Source organism: Bradyrhizobium lablabi, assembly GCF_018129385.1.
GTDB classification, from domain to species: domain Bacteria; phylum Pseudomonadota; class Alphaproteobacteria; order Rhizobiales; family Xanthobacteraceae; genus Bradyrhizobium; species Bradyrhizobium lablabi_C.
Genome location: NZ_JAFCLN010000020.1, coordinates 1 through 16,859, shown reverse-complemented (window position 1 = coordinate 16,859; position 16,859 = coordinate 1). Strand labels below are relative to the sequence as shown.

Genomic DNA, 16,859 nt, shown 5'->3' with positions numbered 1-16,859 from the left:
GCAGCGAACGAAAGAGGCGACTATGACGATCAGATTAGTTGCGTTGGTTTTCCTGTGCCTCATGATGGGCACCGCGGCGGCTCAGGAGCATCCTAAAGTCACGCCGCTCATGTCCAAGGATCTTCCGGAGAGTCCCGGCAAGGAAGCCCTGATGATCACGGTCGAGCATGCGCCCGGCGGGTCGAGCGCCATCCACCGGCACAATGCCCATGCGTTCGTTTACGTGCTGGAGGGCTCCGTCGTGATGCAGTTGAAGGGCGGACAACAGATGACACTCACGCAAGGACAGACCTTTTATGAAGGCCCCGGTGATGTTCATACCGTCGACCGGAACGCAAGCGCCACCCAGCCGGCGAAATTCCTGGTGGTCTTGATCAAGGACAAGGGCGCCTCGGCGCTTTTGCCCGCGCAGTAACCGTTACCGCGCGGGGATCGCCAGGTGAGAAGCGCTCCCTCCGTCAGCAGGCATGGACGGCCTTATTGAGAAGGGGATGACGAGGCTCGATAAGCAATCAGCTTTTCGCAACGCGCTGCTCAAGAATTCTCGGCATCCCTCCGCACGAATCAACCAGCGGTGCTCGGCACCGGCGTGTTGAGCAACTGCTGCTCCCACAGGAACGCGATGCCGCTACCGCCGGCATGCTGCGTGATCACTTCCGTCAACGCGACGGCTTGATCGGTCCGAGCCCAGTCGCGTTGCGCGGAGTTTGTTTGGATCAGACGCGGACTACTTGGCCGCGGCCGCTGCGGTGCCGCCTGGTGGCAAAATCCGGTAGATGAAGGTCGAAACCTTTTCCCCGGGTTTGAACGGGCCGGGAATCTGGTTGCTGACCGGCTTCAGACTTTGGAGAAAAGCCGCGATCGACATGGCGTCATCCGCTGTGAGTGACGCAAAAGCGTGCCAGGGCATGACCGGCGCCAGGATGCGGCCGTCCGGCCGTTCACCGACCTGTATCGCCCTCACGATCTGCTCTGGGGTCCAACTACCGATGCCGGTCTTTTTGTCGGGTGTGATATTTGAGCCCACAAAGACACCTTGACCCGGAATCTCGAAGCCCACATCCGAGCCGCCGAGAAAGCGTGACATGTCGGGATTCCCCCGGAAGTATCCCGGCGTGTGACAGTCGTTGCAGCCGCCGATCGTGACGAGATATTTGCCGCGCGTGATCTGTGAATCGTCGGCCATGGCCGCGAACGCTGGAAGCGCGATCACCGAGGCGGCCGCCACGAACGCGAGGCGAACGGAAATCCGCGACATGATTCGTCTCCCTGGCTTATGGTTTGCGGCCGATCACCGCGCCGTTCGCGGCGGGTGCGTCGAACCAGACTGTCTCGATGTGCCGGAAGCCGGCTTCCTCGAGCCACGCCGAATATTCGGCCGGCGTGTAGTTTCGTCCTTCCGTCTCGATCAGCATGTTCAGGCTCATCAGCGCGGCCGGCGCCGGCCCGGTCTTTTCGTCATTGACAAGAAGCTCGCTGATGACGACTGCGCCGCCGCACGGCAAAGCCTCGAAGGACCGGTGCAGCAGGGCGCGGTTCTTCGCCTCATCCCAATCGTGCAGGATCATCGACAACAGATGGACGTCGTGATCCTCGGGAAGCTGTTCGAAGAAGGTGCCGCCGGCGGTCTCGATGCGGTCGGTCAAGCCGGCCGCGGCAATTTTTCCCGCGGCGATCGCGGCCACATGCGGCAGATCAAATACGGTTGCGTGCAGCGCTCCATACTGTTTGCAAAGTTCGATGTCGTACGCGCCTGAGCCGCCGCCGATGTCCAGAAGGCGGCGGAAATGACTGAGATCCACAGCTTCGCCGAGCGTGCGTGCGGTCATCGTGGAAAGCGAATGCATCGCCTCCCAGAAGAATGCCAGCATCGTCGGATCCTCGCCGTCGAACATCGAGGGTTGCACTGCCGGGTCCCACGTGGTTGGCCGGTTCGTGCGCAGCGCTTCGGCAAGTTTGTCCCAGCCTGCGTAGAGCCGCTTGTCGGCCATCTGCACGAAGCCACCGAAGTAATACGGCTTTCCGCGCACGAGATAGGCTTCGCTCAACGGCGTATTGCGATAACGGCCGGCCGTTTTCTCCAGAAGCCCGAGTGCGGCGCAGCCGGTCAACAGCATCTCGGCCGGGCGTGGATGCAAACCGAGCGCTTCCGCCAGCTCAGCAACCGTGGTGCCGGCGCCGCCTGCAAGGTAACTGAACAGGCCCACCTCGTGCGCTGTGGCCAGGGTCTTGAAAGCCCAGAAGCTGGTCGAAAGTGCCATTAGCGGGACGGCGGAAGGAAGCTCCTGCGTGGTGGCGATCGGTTGATCGGCCGCGCGCAGCCTTGTTTCGCCCGAGATCAAATCGGGCTGGCGGGCAAGCGTTGTCCTGTTCGCAGCAGCACGCTGATGGTTGGGCATAGTGCTCTCCTCAGGTGTTGACGGTTAATTCGCAGCTCTTAAGCCGCGCGGTGGTCTTCAGCACAAATCCACGTAGTCGCACGCTCGATGGCCCGTGTCCTGTCGATCGCTTCAGTTCCTTCTCTGCCGTCGCCGTCAGACGATGCGGGTGCATAACGAAGCTCCCAAGGCCATCAGGAGGATTCCGGTGAGCCTGTTGAACCAATCCAGTACGGCTTTCTGCAAGCTTCGAAGCATGGTGTTCGTGCTGAGGACGAGGAAGAAATACCAGGATGCACTGCCGAACATCACCCCGATGGGCGTCGCCAGCGCACGATCCATGATCAGCGGGTTGCCGATGTCCAGCGCGGACGTGACGCCGAGGTACGGCAGTATCGTCATCGGGTTGGCGGCGGCGATCAACAGGGTCGTAGTATAGGCCGAAAGCAAATCACCGCATGTCGCGTCTGTGCATGTCGCGCCGTTCGCCGCGCCCGCGGAGACGAGAATGGTTCTGAGGCCCATCAAGACCAGGGCGATCCCTCCAATGATGCGCAGCGGCGTGTGCAGAGCGAGCGTTATCTGTGTCAATACGGTCCCGCTCACGATGGCCAGGCCGCTGAACATGCCGTGGGCTGTTGCCGCACCCATGCCGCTCGCGACCCCAAACCAGATTCCGGATGTCAGCGTCCGCTGCACGCACATCAAGCCGATCGGGCCGAACGGGATGGCGACGCACAGGCCCAGCGCCATCGCCGGCAGCAGGTGCGCGATGAACGACGTCATTTCCAGAACGGCTTGGCTGCTTCGGCCATGGCCTCTGGCCGCGTCTTGCCGATGTCCTTGAGAAAGTGGTCATCGAGCTCCGCCAGGGCTTGTCGCTGCCGCGATCGCTCCGAACACCGGACACACCAGTGCAGGAACCGTAATCCCCATCCAGGTCGACGACGGCTGGACGCCGCAGTTCGGTTTGCGGCTTCCTTCCAACTCGTGAGCGAATCGACAATAACGGACATGATAAGTCCTCCTGATACGCGGACGTTGCGCGGATAGAATTATCGGCATCCGCGTAGCTGGCGTGTGAGCTTGCTCACCTCTCACGTGTTGTTGCGATGACGAATCGTGATCGGCGGTCAAGGTGCTTGTGAACGAGCGCGGCCATCGTCGTGGCGTGCCCGCGCACGATCGCATCGCGCTCCTGTAGCTCGCCGTCTGGTCAATATCGGCGCAGCTATCTGACGCCGCGCGCGTCAGCGGTCCAACATTAGAAAGTGAAGCAATATGTCGGAAGGTCCAATCTGCAGATAATCAATCAGTCCAATTCAGGCGGCGCATGTGGACCCGCTGTGATCGCATCGACCTGAGCGCCCGCCCTCGCCCGATTACTTAATTCGACTCCTGCCATTACCTCAGGCGGCACCGCTCACGCTGCTTTCGGGCGTCGACGCATGCGCTCATCGAAGCATCTGCGCAGCCGCCTCAGCCCTTCGGCGATCCGCGCCGTCTCGATCGCCCCGTATCCCAGCAGGATGCCGGCCGGAGGCTTTCTGTCCACCTGGTTGCGCGACATCGTAGCGATGGCGACGCCGAGATCTAGGGCTCGCGATACGATCGCATCGACATGATCAGCCGCCGGTCCTCGCGCGCAGGCGGTTATGTGCAGCCCGGTGCTCGATGGAACGAGGTCAAGGCAATCGCCAAAATTCCTCTTGATCTCCGCAGTCAGCATCGCATGCCGTTCGCTATAGATGCGACCCACCTTGCGAATGTGGCGCGCAAACGACCCCTCGTCGATGAACTGCGCCAGCGCGCTCTGCGCCATTGTTGCTGTATGCCAATCGGTGACGAACTTCGCCTTGTGCGCCGTCTCTCGCAGCGGTGTCGGAACGACCATGAAGGCCAACCGGAGAGTCGGGAGCAACGTCTTTGAGAACGTGCCGACATACACGACGCGACCGGTCGAATCGATGGTCTGAAGTGGCTCGAGCGGACGCCCGCCAAAGCGGAACTCGCTATCATAGTCGTCCTCGACGACAACCGCATTGTTGCGCTCGGCCCAGGCAAGCAGCGCCCGTCGACGCGACAGGCTCATGACCACGCTGAGGGGAAACTGATGCGACGGCGTCACGTAGACCACCCTGGCCCCGGCCGGCAGCGCCTCCACGACCAGACCTTCGCTATCGACCGGCACCCCGATCACACGCGCGCCCAGCGCCTTGAGCAACTCCTTGAGAGGCCGATATCCCGGATCCTCCATCGCAACGACATCGCAGGGCCCGAGAAGTACGCGAGCGACGATGTCGAATGCCTGTTGCGTGCCATTGGTCACGATGACGTCGTCGGGCGATGCGGAAACGCTGCGCGAGATGCCGATGTGGCGAGCGATCGCCGCGCGCAGGTTCCAATTGCCTGCTGGATTCTCGTAGACGCCTGACGCTACCTCGCACGAGCGCAGCGTACGGGCGACGACCCGCCGCCAGGTTCGATGTGGAAATAACGAAGCGTCTGGGAGTCCGGTTCTGAAGTCGAAACGGGCCGCGCGGTCAAAGCCGATCGGAAGTGGTATTGCCTCCCAAACGCCACGCACCCGAATGGCGCGGGCTGTCGATCGCCTGGCTTTCGACGCCGGACGCTTTGCCTCGAATTGATGGCTGACGAACGTCCCGGCGCCCGTGTGGGATGTCGCGAATCCTTCCGCGTGAAGGCTTTCATACGCGACCGTCACCGTCGATCGAGAAACCGTCAGTTCGGCGGCCAGTTCCCGCGTGGGAGGCAGCCGTTCTCCGGGCCGAAGGCGCCCGTCCATAATGGCCTGCCGGATCTGACGGTAGATCTCGCCACTGAGGTCAGTTCGACCAACAAGACTGACGTGAAAAGCCACAATCCTGATCCCTCTTCCTCTGCAATGGACTGGCAATCCTGCACAAAGATGAACGTTCCATCATACCGCTTCACGGAGGTGGAGATGGCAACCGAAAGGTTCCTGAGCGTGAAACTTGTCAGTTAAGGGCAAAGGCCGGCTGTTCGCGGAATGCGTGGTCCTGGATTGCAGTTTTCGGGGTCCTTGGGAGCCTGGCAGAGAATCTTCCCTCTCCGTGAGCCTTTACTTTCCCGTTTCAAGTATCAATTCGCCGACGCCCCGCTCGGTCGTCTCGGCGATCTTGCCGTCGACGATGTGGATGCGGCGGTCGGCGCGGGCGGCCAGCGCGGGATCGTGGGTCACCACGATCACGGTTTGGCCCTCGTCCGCGATGTCGCGCAGGATCGAAAACACCTGTTCGGTCGAGGCGGTGTCGAGTGCGCCGGTCGGCTCATCCGCCACGATGATCTCGGGCCGGTTGGCAAGCGCGCGGGCGATCGCCACCCGCTGGCGCTGGCCGCCGGAAAGCTGATTGGGATGCTTGTTCGCGTGCTCGCTGAGCCCGAGCGAGTCCAGCAGGGAAAGGCCGCGCTCGCGCATCTCGCTTTCGGTCATCCTGCCCGCGGCGCGCATCGGCAGCAGCACGTTGTCGAGCGCGGTGAACTCGGCCAGCAGGAAATGGAACTGAAACACGAAGCCACATTTGGTCAGGCGGACGTCGGCGCGCTCCGATTCCGACAGCTTCGAGGTCGACTGCCCGCAGATGATGACCTCGCCTTCGCTGGGCGCATCGAGCAGGCCCAGCAGATAAAGCAGCGACGATTTGCCCGATCCGGACGGCCCGGTGATGGCGAGGAATTCGCCCTTGTTCGCCGCGAGATCGATGCCGTTGACGAGCGTGTGTGCGACGACACCTTCGATGCGGCGAACCAGCCCGATGGCCTGCAATGCGATATCGGTCATGACGATCCCCGGATAATTTCGACCGGATGCACGCGCGTGGCCTTGCGCGCCGGAAAATAGGCGGCGCCTGCGCAGCAGAGCAACGATATGCCGCCGGCGACCAGATAGTGCATGGGCGAGTAGTAGATCTGCAGCGGGACGGTGGTGCCCGTCAGTGGATTGAAGATCGTGATCTGCGACCAGCCGTAGCAGAGCAGGTAACCGAGGATCCATCCAAAGAGGATGCCGACCACACCGATGATGACGGCCTCGACGATGAAAATCCGCCGCACCGCATATTCGCGCATGCCGAGCGATTTCATGATCGCGATGTCCTGGCGCTTCTCGTGGGTGATCGTCGATATGATGTTGTAGGTCGCAAAGGATGATGTCAGCAGCATCGCGCCCATCACCGTGAGCACGATGAAATCGCGCACGGTGAAGGTTGACAGCAAATCGGCATTGGCTTCCTGCCACGACACCGACTGGTAGCCGGTCTGCGCTTCCACTTGCGCGGCGACCTTCTGCGCCGACAGGGGATCGTCCAGCCGCAGCCGCAACTGGTTGATCACCCCGTTTTGCCCCATCATGATCTGCGCCGGCCCGGTCAGCGAATAGATCTGGCTCTCGTCGACGCGCTTGAGGCCCGAGCGAAACAGCCCGACCACGGTCGAATTCAGCCGGGTGCCCTGTCCGCCGATCAGGCGCACGGTGTTGCCGGTCTTCAGTCCGAGCTTCTCTGCCAGGGCCTCGCCGACGATGATGCCGTTCGACGCGCGCGAAAGGTCGTCCAGCTTTCCCTGGCGCATTTGCGAGGCGAGCTTGGAGACGCGAACCTCGAAGCGTGGATCGATACCGGTCAAGGTGATGCCGATGCGCGCGCCGCCGTGATCGATGATCGCGGTGGTCTTCACGGAGGGAGCCACGTCTCCGGGTATCCAGGCGCGCAGCGAGTTCATCACCGATTCCGGATATCGGATGCCGGCACGCCGGCCGACATTGGCGATATCGGACATCTGCACCGCGCCATATTCCTGCTCGGCAGGTTGCGTCGGCACGGAGCGCCGCTCATCCTCGACCGTGACATGCGGCATGGTGTCGACGAGCTGGCGCAGGAAGTCGATTTGCGAGCCCTGCATCAGGCCCGCCATCATGATGGTGAATCCGACGCCCATCGCCACGCCGGCCATGCCCACCAGCGTCTGTCGCACCCGCGTGCTGACATGGGTCCATGCGATGTTGAGAACGAGTTTCACAGCGATTACCGGCCGTTCTTGATGGTGTTGCGACGGCGCGCGTCATTGATCACTGAATCGATGTGCGCGGTGATCGCCGCCGAAACCACCGCATCGTCCGGATCGGAGGGAGTTGCGGTCGCCATCGCTACCGTGGCGTTGTCGGGCGTTACGCCGGGCTGATCCGCCGGTTCGTTCGCTTCCGCCGGTTCGACCGTCGCCCTGGTCGCGCTGCTGTCGATGCGAATCCGGGCGCCGTCGGCGAGTTCGGTGCGGGCGGGCGAAAGCACTGGCGTTCCCTTCGGCAGGTCGCCGATCGCCTCGACGTTGCGGCTGCCGCGGATGCCGACGGTCACGGGCACGCGCCTGGCCCGGCCGTCGTCGGCCACCTGAACGAAATCGCCTGCCAGCGACTCTGCCGGCACGACGATCGCCGCCTGCTTTTCGCGGAAGATGATGTTGACGTCGACCGACATGCCGATCCGGAGCGGCGTATCCGGTGGCAGCCGCAGGTACACGCGAAAAGTCTTGCGGGTCGGATCGCCCTTCGGCGTGATCTGGGAGACGGTGGCCCGCAGCGCCCGGTCGGGGAACGCTTCGCTTCGGAGCAGCGCCTTTTGTCCGGCCGCGATGCGGTTGATCTCCTCTTCATTGATTTCGGCGACGACCTGCATCGGAGCGGGCGGTCCCACCCAGAACAGGACGTCGGTGGGGCCAGCGATCTCGCCGACCTCGCCGTCGCGCCGCAGCACCATGCCGTCGAGCGGAGCCTTCAGCACCAGCGAGTCGATCAGCACCTTCTGCGCGGCGATGCGCGACTTTGCTTCCTCGTGCTTGGTCCAGCGCTGCTCATACTCGGTGCGCGCCGCGTCGCTCTTGCCGCGATCCTTTTCGGCGCGGGCCAGATCACGTTCGAGTTGGCCCCGGTTGATTTCAAGCTGCTGAAGCGCGCTGCGCTCTTCGGCGTCGTCCTGACGGCCGAGAACCTGACCGGCCCTGACTGCCTGTCCCTCGCAATTGCAGAGTTCGATCAGGCGGCGGCGCTGTAGCGGCACCACCTTGGCCCAGCGCTCGGGCTCGACCGTGCCCGTTCCGTAAACGGCTTCGGAGACCGGCGCCAGACTCGCAATGGCGGTGGTTACCAGCGGCGGATGGAGGAAATGGGACCAGGCGTAGAAACCGGAGCCGGTCAGGGCGACTGCCAGAACACCGGTTGCGACAAGATGCTGTAATTTCAGTTTCATGGCATGCCCTTCGGATCAGAAGCCGAACCGCTTGCGCAGACCTGAAGGAACCTGATCGATCAGATCGTGGATATCGTCACGCTTTGCACTTTTTGTTGGAGGCGCCGGCGCGGTCTGGGGCGGCGCCGGCAACACGGTGATGTTGGAAGGCGCCGGCTGAACGTTCGCGGGCGCAGGCGCCGGTGCAGCTACGGTCGCCGGCTGCACGGCCGGGGGAGCGGGGGCAGTTGCGGGCGTCGCCGGTTCGGGTTGGCTCGACGAGCTGTCGGCAGCTCTTTCGATGTTCGAAGGCTTGACCGCGCCGGCAGCCGGAACGCCGCGCCAGGCTCTTGCGGCCAGCACTGCGTGACCGATCTCGTCGCTGTTCATCCGCTTCTCAAGCAGCGACAACAATTGCCGCGCGCCATTGCGGTATTCGTCGACCTTGCTCGCGGAGTTGACGATGTAGCCCCACTTATAGGCCTTCGCATTGTCCTTTGCTGTGCCGCGCCCGCTCGCATGGAGGCCGGCGATGATCAACATGGCGTGCGGATGACCTTGATCGGTCGCGCGCTGGAACCAGTGAAATGCCGCCTCGTCGTTGCGCGGACGGCCGACGCCCGCCGAATGGAGCGCTCCAAGATAGAACTGGGCGTCGTCATCGCCCGCCTGCGCCGCCTGCTCGTAGCGATTGGCCATTTCCTGATCGGAAGCGGAGCCGGCAAGAACCGTGTGGACATCGGCCAGTACGGCGAAGCAGCAGGAAATGGCCAGCACGGCTGCCCAGATAGCCCGCGCAATCGCGTGGGAACGAAATCCTGGCCGTACTGATCGGTTCGGGACCGGGCCGATCGATCGCAAATATTGCAAGCGTCGCATTGCTTGTACGCTTTCAGCTTTGGTTGCTCGTGCCAGAAAGGTGCTTCAGACGTCTGATCCGCGTCTGGTAACCGGAAGTTTCTCAACCGGCGTCGAGATCGCCTGCTTGTCGGGCAAACACATCTCCACGAGATCGTGCGGGGCTGACGCTGGCTAAGTCTCTCCGCAACATCTCTCGCGACGAGAAGCCTAACCCACGCGCGCGTTTGGCAATGTGCAGCCGATCACATATCGCGATAGGTGCAGCCGGAACTCGACACTGTTTTTCCGGTTCCGTTCGACGCGCATCGCGTTCGTAGCAAACGCAAATTTGCTGGACCGTCGCGAATATCGCGAACGCATTTGACACGACAGCGAGCGCCAATATGGTCGACTTCAGGACACGGTATTGTTACACACGAATAGATCAGACGGATGCAGGCCTCATGTCGTTTGTTCTCCCGAAACTGCCCGGCGATCTCTCGCTCTTCGCCGTTCGACCGTCACGCATTTCCGGGCGCGCCGGGCTGCGATGAATTCCATTGGCGAGCTGTTCATCCTCGGCTTCTTCGGAAAGACCGTCCCCGACTGGCTGAAGCAGTTCGCCGCCCGCTATGGCCTTGGCGGCGTGATCCTGTTCGATTACTCCGTCCGCACGCAGCAATACGACAACAACATCGAATCCCCCGAGCAGGTGCGCCGCCTCTGCGCGGAGATCGCAGCCTTGCCTTCATCGCCGATGGTGTTCATCGACCAGGAGGGCGGGCTGGTGCGGCGGCTCAAGGAGGGCAGGGGGTTTGCGCCGCTTCCGAGCGCGAAGGAGTTCAATCGTCTCGCTGCCGGGGAAAAGCGCAGGATACTCGCGGCGAGCTTCGCGGAGTTGCGGGCGCTCGGCATCCACTATGATTTCGCGCCTGTCATCGATGTCGACTACAATCCGGACAATCCGAATATCGGCAGGATCAAGCGCTCCTATTCGGCCGACATCGCCGAGGTCGAGGCCAATGCGCTGCTGATAAACGAGGTCGCACGCGAGGCGCGTATCGGGCTTTGCCTGAAGCATTTTCCCGGCATCGGCGGCGCGCTGGTGGATTCGCATCAGGAGTTCATGGATATTTCCGATGCGCTTCGTCCCGAGCAGGAGGCGCTGTTTTATTCACTGGCGCCAAACATGTTCGGCAATGCCGTGCTGGTCAGCCATGCCATTGTGCGGCAGTGGGACGCGCGGAGGCCGGCGACGCTGTCGCCGGTCGCGATCGGGCGGTTGCGAGAGCGTCTGCCCGACACCCTGCTGATCACCGACGACATGCAGATGCAGGGATTGCAGAAGGCGCTCGGCACCAAAGCGGCCAGCCTGCAATCGCTCAAGGCGGGCATCGACATGCTCTGTATCGGCAACAATCTCTTCGATCAGGAGCGGGAAATGGCTGGTATCGCTGATGCCATCGAAGCGCAGTTGCGCGATGAAGCGATGGATCCGTCGGCGATCGAACGATCCATCGGCCGGGTGCGCCGGCGGAAGGCGCTGCTGCGCTGACGCAAGTCCGGCCGTGTCCGCGCGGCATCACGCCGCTACGGGACCGGTCATCGGGCAGGCCGCAGAAGCTGTCCCCCGTATTCCTACTGGCAAAAAAATTAACCACGAAACGGCGTGCACGCGATACATCAGTTGCATGCCACAGAAAGAACATCTCGCAGGTGATTCGCAGCTCCCGGAGTGGACCGAAAGCGGCGCGCCGCCAGATGAAGACTCCGAAATCGTTCAGCTTTCGGTGGTCCGTGCCCGGGCGGCGGAGGAAGCTGTTGCGGCCATCGCGCATCAGCTCAACGGCCCATTGACGGCGCTGATGCTCTATATGAACGAGATCAAGCGGCACAGCGGTTCGCAGACGGCGGCCAATCGCATCTACCTGCAACAGGTCGTCGACAACGCGCTACAGCAGACCGAACGGGTCTACGCGCTGGTGAAGCAGCTTTCGGAGAATCATCCCGCCCTTGCTGCGTCCGAGCGTGCGGCCAGAGCGGAGGGGCAAGCCGGCCGAACCGGGGGCCGCGTGCCGGCCGTGATGGTCGCGCCCGAGTCCGAGCAGAAACCCTTGACCCGGCGCGAGCGCGAGGTTCTCGCCCTCATCAGCGAGGGCTGCTCCAACAAGCAGGGCGCGCTGCGGATGAACATCAGCCCGCGCACGTTCGAAAGCCATCGCGCCGAGGCCATGCGCAAGCTGGGCGCGCGCAACACGGCGGACCTGGTTCGCAAGGCGCTGTTGCTGCAAGCCAGCGCGAGCTAGCGGCGGGCGCCGCGCTCGCGAACGGCGGCGATTTCAGTACAGATCCTCGGCGAAGGCGCCGATATGGGGCGCGGAACGAAGCCGGACCGGCGGCGCCTTGGGCTGGCTGGGGATCAGCGTGATGACCCATTTCGTCGGCTGGCTGGATTTGTTTTCCACGATCGACCGGACGATACCGGTCACCGCCGTTCCGTTCGGCCGGGCCGTTGCGGTCCTGCCGTTGAACTGCGCGATGCGGAAACGCCGGACTTCCTTCTGGTCCGCTGTTTCAAACGTGAACATCAAGCTCTCCTGTGCTCACGCCGAATATCGCCGCGTATCGTTATTCGTGTATGAAAATCCGTAACCGTAGAAGTACGGCCGCCCGCAGCAAGCTCCCGGCCGGCACGTCCAGCGGCCGAAGCCATTGTCACGCCGGGCGCAGCAGGCGGTTATATTGCGCCTTCACCTGCGCGTAGCACTCGCAGGCGGTCTTGCTGAGACCTTCCAGGCTGGTGATCTCGATGTGTCCGCGGCTGTAGTGGATGTAGTTGGCCTGCTGCAACGTGGAAGCCACCAGCGAGACGCTGTTGCGCCGGGCGCCGATCATCTGCGCCATCGATTCCTGCGTCAGCATCAGCTTGTCGCTGCCCGACAGGTCGTGCATCTGCAACAGGCACCGCGCCAGGCGCGATTCCACGGTATGCGCGACGTTGCAGCCGGCGGTCTGCTGGATCTGCGCGTAGACCGCGAGCCCGTGGCGCAACAGCGTCGAGCGGAACGTGGCACTCTGGTCGGCCGCCGCCCGCACCCGTTCGATATCGAGGGTCGAGGCGATGCCGGGCACCAGCACGACGGCACCATTGAGCGCCGTCGCATCCCCGAGCGCGGAATATACGCCGAACACGCTGTCGCGTCCGACCATGGCGATCTGCACATGTTCGCCCCTGGCGAGCCTGACGAAAATCGAGATCAGGCCCCGGTGCGGCAGATAGGCCCGCTTGAGCGTTTCATCGACGTCCACCAGCACCAGTTCATTGGTGAGGTCGACGGTCTTGAGGTACGGGCGGATCAGCTCGAAATCGTCTTCCGAGAGCGACGCCAGAAATCCGTTCGGTGGACGAGGAGCGGGTGTCAAGGAAGCCTCCCTGCTGAAAGGGGAGCGCAACGGTGTAGCCTACTCTCTTTATCTTATATGTACGATACGGGACGTACGGGATAAATCGGCAAAAGGACGCATTCCTTTGCCGGCCCCGGCGCTGATGGAGTACCGCGTTTGCGGGATTTGAGCGGGGCAGCGTCCCTGACATTTCCGGTCCACGCCTGATCCCGGTGCAATCCGCTGTCTGTTGCTCGCAGGGATTGCGGCCTTATCCAATCGTTAAGCAAACCGCCGTACCTTTTACCGTACGAATACGGGGCTCACCCCGTTGCGTGCAATGTGAGCCTGCGCGTTGAGACCTTGTTAAAGTCTCGCGGGTATCGATGCGAAGGTCAAAGAATTGGCTTTCAACCCAGAAGGATGAAACTATGTCCGGTATCGTGCTCTCCGCATCGGTTCGCCAGAACCTGCTCTCGCTCCAGTCCACCGCCGACCTGCTCGCAACCACGCAGAACCGCCTTGCCACCGGCAAGAAGGTGAACTCGGCCCTCGACAACCCGACCAACTTCTTCACCGCGTCCTCGCTCGATTCCCGCGCCAGCGATATCAACAACCTCCTCGACGGCATCGGCAACGGCGTGCAGGTCCTGCAAGCGGCCAACACCGGCATCACCTCGCTCCAGAAGCTGGTCGACAGTGCGAAGTCGATCGCCAACCAGGCGCTCCAGACCCCCGTCGGCTACGTCAAGTCGACCGCGACCAGCGCCGCTTCCAGCGCCACCGCTGCCAACCTGCTCGCCGGCACCCCGCAGCAGACCAGCTCGGTCAACGGCTCCGTGCTCTATAACAACGTCACGCAGAGCTACACCGCGACCACGAGCACGCCCGGCGCTGTGCGCAACAACAACCACCTCGGCGCCTACACTGCCCCGACCCATAACGGTACGGCGATCCCGGGTGCGATCAACGGCACCACGCAGCTCAGCGCGCTGACCACGCCGCCGAGCGTCGGCGACACCCTCACCGTCAACGGGACCACCTGGACCATCACCGGCGCTGGCGGTCTGTCGGACGGCACCCATATCTCGGTTGACGACACCCTCACCTCCGTCATGACCAAGATCCAGGGCGCGGCTGGCGCAGGCGCTTCAGTCTCGCTCGTCGGCGGTGCGATCCAGATCACCGGCAGCACCAGCGCCGATCTCGTCATCGGTCAGACCGGTACGGCTGCTGCCGACCTTGGCCTCACCCCGAACACCTATGCTCGCGGCAACGCCGCCACGACCCCGGCTCCGGTCACGCTTTCGACGAGCTTGGCTGGTGCCGCCAGCCCGACCTCTGACGCGCTCGACACTGCGAACCAGTTCACGACCGCGGACACGCTCGTCGTCAACGGCGTGACGATCCACTTCTTCGATTCGGGCAATGCCGTTCCGCAACAGGGCCCGACGGACGCCACCAACAAGTACATCGACCTCGCGACCGCCACGCTCAACACGTTGAAGACCACGTTCGACGCCGCCAGCGGCGGCAGCCTGGCGGTGAACGGCTCCGGCCAATTCACCATCACGACGGGTCTCCTCGCTGACGTCACCATCGGCGGCAGCGCTGTGGCCAAGCTTGGCCTGACCGCAGGCACGCAGTTCCGTACCTCTGCTCCGGCGACCGCCGCGCAGATCACGGGCAATACCACGCTGAAGGGCCCGGTCGGCACCGACTCGCTGACCAGCAACTTCTCGATCACCGACACGATCGTAGTCAACACCAAGACCATCGCGTTCTTCGACTCCACCCTCGGCGGCGTTGCCGGCGGTGCTCCCAACACCACCTACTTCGACCTCGCGACCGCCGATGTGAACGACGTCCTGGCCCAGATCGACGCTTATAGCGGCGGCACGGGCTCGGCTGTCAGCGGCGGCAAGGTGACGCTCAACGCGGGCACCACGGCGGCCCTCGACATCAGCGGCACGGGCCTGGCCAAGCTCGGCCTGACCGCCGGCATCACTCCCGCGAGCACCCCGGCAAACGCCGGCCTCTCGGGCAAGACGCTGACGATCGGCGCGACCGGCGGCGGTGTTGCCACCAGCATCACCTTCGGCACGGGTGCCGGCGAGGTCTCCGACCTGAACGAACTGAACGCGGCGCTGGCGGCGAACAACCTCCAGGCCTCGATCAACACCACCGGCAAGATCACCCTGACCACCACCAACGCGGCCGCTTCGTACAACATCGGTGCGCTCGGTGGCACGGCTACCGATCCGGGTGGCATCTTCAACGGCGTATCGGTCGTGAACACGGTTGCCGATCCGGACTCCCAGGCCACCCGCGCCAGCCTGGTCGCCCAGTACAACCAGACCATCGAGCAGATCAGGACCACCGCGCAGGACTCGTCCTTCAACGGCATCAACCTGCTCAATGGCGACACGCTGAAGCTGACCTTCAACGAAACCGGCAAGTCGACCCTGACCATCACCGGCGTCAACTTCGACCCGGCTGGCCTCGGCCTCTCCTCGCTGGTCCAGGGCACCGACTTCATCGACAACTCGTCGACGAACAAGATCCTGGAGTCCCTGAACGCCGCCAGCAGCACGCTGCGCTCGCAGGCTTCGGCCTTCGGTTCGAACCTGTCGATCGTGCAGATCCGCCAGGACTTCTCGAAGAACCTGATCAACGTGTTGCAGACCGGCTCGTCCAACCTGACGCTGGCCGACACCAACGAGGAAGCGGCCAACAGCCAGGCGCTGTCGACCCGCCAGTCGATTGCGGTGTCCGCGCTGGCGCTCGCCAACCAGAGCCAGCAGAGCGTGCTCCAGCTCCTCCGCTAAGCGAAACGGCGATATCAACGATCAAGGCGGCGGGGGAAACCCCGCCGTTTTTGTTTGGGCAGGCTTGAGCGCGGCATAAAGCGTGATCCGGCCCCGCAGGGCCGCGTTGGCGCAAAGTACCGGTTTTCCGATCAGATCACGCTCGAGCCCGGTTCGCGTCGCCCGAAGTCTCTGTTTGCAACTGACCGCCGATCGGAAGCCGGCCGTCGCGCCGGCGTGTGCGCGTTGCATGCCAGCCGATACACGCCCTGATTGTCCCTTCTGAAAATCTCTAGATTTCCCGGTCCGTATTTGCACGGACCGCGAAATTAACGTCCTCGTGAAACCCGGAAGGTTATCGATTGCAGGAGGACCATTTTTGGTGGTGGAAGGCGCATTCTGATGGACGATCTTTTGCGGGAATTCCTGACGGAAACCAACGAGAGCCTGGACACGGTCGACAATCAGTTGGTTCGGTTCGAGCAGGACCCGAACAACGCAAAGATCCTTGATAACATCTTCCGCCTGGTCCACACGATCAAAGGCACCTGCGGCTTTCTTGGCCTGCCGCGGCTGGAAGCGCTCGCCCATGCCGGCGAGACCCTGATGGGCAAATTCCGCGACGGCATGCCGGTGACGGCCGAGGCCGTCACGCTGATCCTGTCCTCGATCGACCGCATCAAGGAGATCCTGGCTGGCCTTGAAGCGACCGAAGCCGAGCCCGAAGGGTCGGACGAGGACCTGATCGACCCGCTGGTGCAACTCAGCATGCAGCCCTTCGATGCGTCGGCCGCGGCCGAGGAAGCGCCCGCTTTGGTCGTGGCCGCGCCTTCCTTGCAGCCTGCCGTAGCCGAGGGCAGGCTGGTCGAGCAGACCCTGGAGCGTCCGCTACGCCCGGGCGAAGTCTCGCTCGATGAGCTCGAGCGCGCCTTCCGCGAAACCGAGACCGAGGTGACGTCAGCCGCACCGGCGCTGAAGCCCGCCGCCGCTGAAGAAGTTCAGAAGGAAAGGAAGGCCGTGAAGAAGCCAGCTCCTGCTGTCGAGCCCGACCTCGCCGAGAGCGACAAGGTCGCCAACCAGTCGATCCGGGTCAATGTCGACACCCTCGAGCACCTCATGACCATGGTCTCCGAGCTGGTCTTGACCCGTAACCAGCTTCTGGAAATCTCCCGCCGCAACGAGGACACCGA

At 63.1% G+C, this 16,859-nt stretch carries 16 protein-coding genes and 1 pseudogene; 5 read left to right on the top strand and 12 right to left on the bottom strand.

Features of this window, described 5'->3' with window-relative positions; genetic code table 11:
* Positions 1–22 precede the first annotated feature (22 nt).
* Positions 23–415, top strand: coding sequence for a cupin domain-containing protein (locus JQ628_RS28150; protein ID WP_212227887.1), 393 nt, complete (start codon positions 23–25; stop codon positions 413–415).
* A 149-nt stretch (positions 416–564) separates the two neighbouring features.
* Here JQ628_RS28150 and JQ628_RS28145 read toward each other — a convergent pair.
* From JQ628_RS28145 to JQ628_RS28100, 10 genes and pseudogenes are all read right to left on the bottom strand, one after another.
* Positions 565–699 (bottom strand): annotated as a pseudogene (locus JQ628_RS28145) (hydrolase); the annotation flags it as partial.
* 28 nt (positions 700–727) lie between these two features.
* Positions 728–1,258, bottom strand: coding sequence for a c-type cytochrome (locus JQ628_RS28140; protein ID WP_212227885.1), 531 nt, complete (start codon positions 1,256–1,258; stop codon positions 728–730).
* Between the two features lie 16 nt (positions 1,259–1,274).
* Entirely contained in the window at positions 1,275–2,399 is a 1,125-nt protein-coding gene (locus tag JQ628_RS28135; protein WP_249128533.1) for an acetylserotonin O-methyltransferase, read from the bottom strand.
* 135 nt (positions 2,400–2,534) lie between these two features.
* The gene (locus tag JQ628_RS28130; RefSeq protein WP_212227869.1) at positions 2,535–3,164 is read right to left on the bottom strand and encodes a LysE family translocator; all 630 of its coding nucleotides are present in this window, start codon (positions 3,162–3,164) and stop codon (positions 2,535–2,537) included.
* Positions 3,161–3,394 carry a DUF1127 domain-containing protein gene (locus JQ628_RS28125; RefSeq protein WP_212227861.1) on the bottom strand — a complete coding sequence of 78 codons (234 nt, stop codon included), beginning with the start codon at positions 3,392–3,394 and terminating at the stop codon, positions 3,161–3,163. Before JQ628_RS28125 ends, JQ628_RS28130 begins: the two co-directional genes overlap by 4 nt.
* Positions 3,395–3,801: 407 nt before the next feature.
* Positions 3,802–5,259 carry a PLP-dependent aminotransferase family protein gene (locus JQ628_RS28120; protein WP_212227859.1) on the bottom strand — a complete coding sequence of 486 codons (1,458 nt, stop codon included), beginning with the start codon at positions 5,257–5,259 and terminating at the stop codon, positions 3,802–3,804.
* A 222-nt stretch (positions 5,260–5,481) separates the two neighbouring features.
* Positions 5,482–6,201, bottom strand: coding sequence for an ABC transporter ATP-binding protein (locus tag JQ628_RS28115; RefSeq protein ID WP_212227857.1), 720 nt, complete (start codon positions 6,199–6,201; stop codon positions 5,482–5,484).
* On the bottom strand, positions 6,198–7,436 hold the full coding sequence (locus tag JQ628_RS28110) for an ABC transporter permease (RefSeq protein WP_212227855.1): 1,239 nt from the start codon (positions 7,434–7,436) through the stop codon (positions 6,198–6,200). The genes JQ628_RS28115 and JQ628_RS28110 overlap by 4 nt, the downstream gene beginning before the upstream one ends.
* A gap of 5 nt (positions 7,437–7,441) precedes the next feature.
* Complete coding sequence (locus tag JQ628_RS28105) at positions 7,442–8,659, bottom strand: efflux RND transporter periplasmic adaptor subunit (protein ID WP_212227853.1); 1,218 nt, start codon at positions 8,657–8,659, stop codon at positions 7,442–7,444.
* Positions 8,660–8,674: 15 nt separating this feature from the next.
* The gene (locus JQ628_RS28100) at positions 8,675–9,415 is read right to left on the bottom strand and encodes a tetratricopeptide repeat protein (protein WP_212227851.1); all 741 of its coding nucleotides are present in this window, start codon (positions 9,413–9,415) and stop codon (positions 8,675–8,677) included.
* Between the two features lie 613 nt (positions 9,416–10,028).
* Here JQ628_RS28100 and JQ628_RS28095 point away from each other — a divergent pair.
* Positions 10,029–11,033 (top strand): glycoside hydrolase family 3 protein, encoded by a 1,005-nt coding sequence (locus tag JQ628_RS28095; RefSeq protein ID WP_212227849.1) that lies wholly within the window; start codon positions 10,029–10,031, stop codon positions 11,031–11,033.
* A gap of 136 nt (positions 11,034–11,169) precedes the next feature.
* A complete protein-coding gene (locus JQ628_RS28090; protein ID WP_212228209.1) occupies positions 11,170–11,784 on the top strand; it encodes a response regulator transcription factor in 615 nt (204 codons plus the stop codon).
* Positions 11,785–11,817: 33 nt separating this feature from the next.
* Here the strand turns inward: JQ628_RS28090 and JQ628_RS28085 are convergent, their stop codons facing one another.
* Positions 11,818–12,066, bottom strand: coding sequence for a hypothetical protein (locus JQ628_RS28085; RefSeq protein WP_212227840.1), 249 nt, complete (start codon positions 12,064–12,066; stop codon positions 11,818–11,820).
* Positions 12,067–12,193: 127 nt separating this feature from the next.
* Positions 12,194–12,901, bottom strand: a complete 708-nt coding sequence (locus tag JQ628_RS28080) for a Crp/Fnr family transcriptional regulator (RefSeq protein WP_212227838.1) — start codon at positions 12,899–12,901, stop codon at positions 12,194–12,196.
* Positions 12,902–13,293: 392 nt separating this feature from the next.
* Between JQ628_RS28080 and JQ628_RS28075 the strand changes: the two genes are divergently transcribed.
* Both JQ628_RS28075 and JQ628_RS28070 read left to right on the top strand, forming a co-directional pair.
* Complete coding sequence (locus JQ628_RS28075; RefSeq protein WP_212227836.1) at positions 13,294–15,690, top strand: flagellin; 2,397 nt, start codon at positions 13,294–13,296, stop codon at positions 15,688–15,690.
* A gap of 381 nt (positions 15,691–16,071) precedes the next feature.
* Positions 16,072–16,859 (top strand): Hpt domain-containing protein (locus tag JQ628_RS28070; RefSeq protein ID WP_212227834.1); only part of this gene is annotated, 788 nt, incomplete at its 3' end.

Excerpts from the sequence above, each read along its gene's own strand:
- JQ628_RS28115 (WP_212227857.1), bottom strand. The coding sequence starts at position 6,201 with ATGACCGATATCGCATTGCAGGCCATCGGGCTGGTTCGCCGCATCGAA.
- JQ628_RS28130 (WP_212227869.1), bottom strand. The coding sequence starts at position 3,164 with ATGACGTCGTTCATCGCGCACCTGCTGCCGGCGATGGCGCTGGGCCTG.
- JQ628_RS28090 (WP_212228209.1), top strand. The coding sequence starts at position 11,170 with ATGCCACAGAAAGAACATCTCGCAGGTGATTCGCAGCTCCCGGAGTGG.
- JQ628_RS28125 (WP_212227861.1), bottom strand. The coding sequence starts at position 3,394 with ATGTCCGTTATTGTCGATTCGCTCACGAGTTGGAAGGAAGCCGCAAAC.
- JQ628_RS28085 (WP_212227840.1), bottom strand. The coding sequence starts at position 12,066 with ATGTTCACGTTTGAAACAGCGGACCAGAAGGAAGTCCGGCGTTTCCGC.
- JQ628_RS28095 (WP_212227849.1), top strand. The coding sequence starts at position 10,029 with ATGAATTCCATTGGCGAGCTGTTCATCCTCGGCTTCTTCGGAAAGACC.
- JQ628_RS28135 (WP_249128533.1), bottom strand. The coding sequence starts at position 2,399 with ATGCCCAACCATCAGCGTGCTGCTGCGAACAGGACAACGCTTGCCCGC.
- JQ628_RS28075 (WP_212227836.1), top strand. The coding sequence starts at position 13,294 with ATGTCCGGTATCGTGCTCTCCGCATCGGTTCGCCAGAACCTGCTCTCG.
- JQ628_RS28105 (WP_212227853.1), bottom strand. The coding sequence starts at position 8,659 with ATGAAACTGAAATTACAGCATCTTGTCGCAACCGGTGTTCTGGCAGTC.
- JQ628_RS28150 (WP_212227887.1), top strand. The coding sequence starts at position 23 with ATGACGATCAGATTAGTTGCGTTGGTTTTCCTGTGCCTCATGATGGGC.
- JQ628_RS28140 (WP_212227885.1), bottom strand. The coding sequence starts at position 1,258 with ATGTCGCGGATTTCCGTTCGCCTCGCGTTCGTGGCGGCCGCCTCGGTG.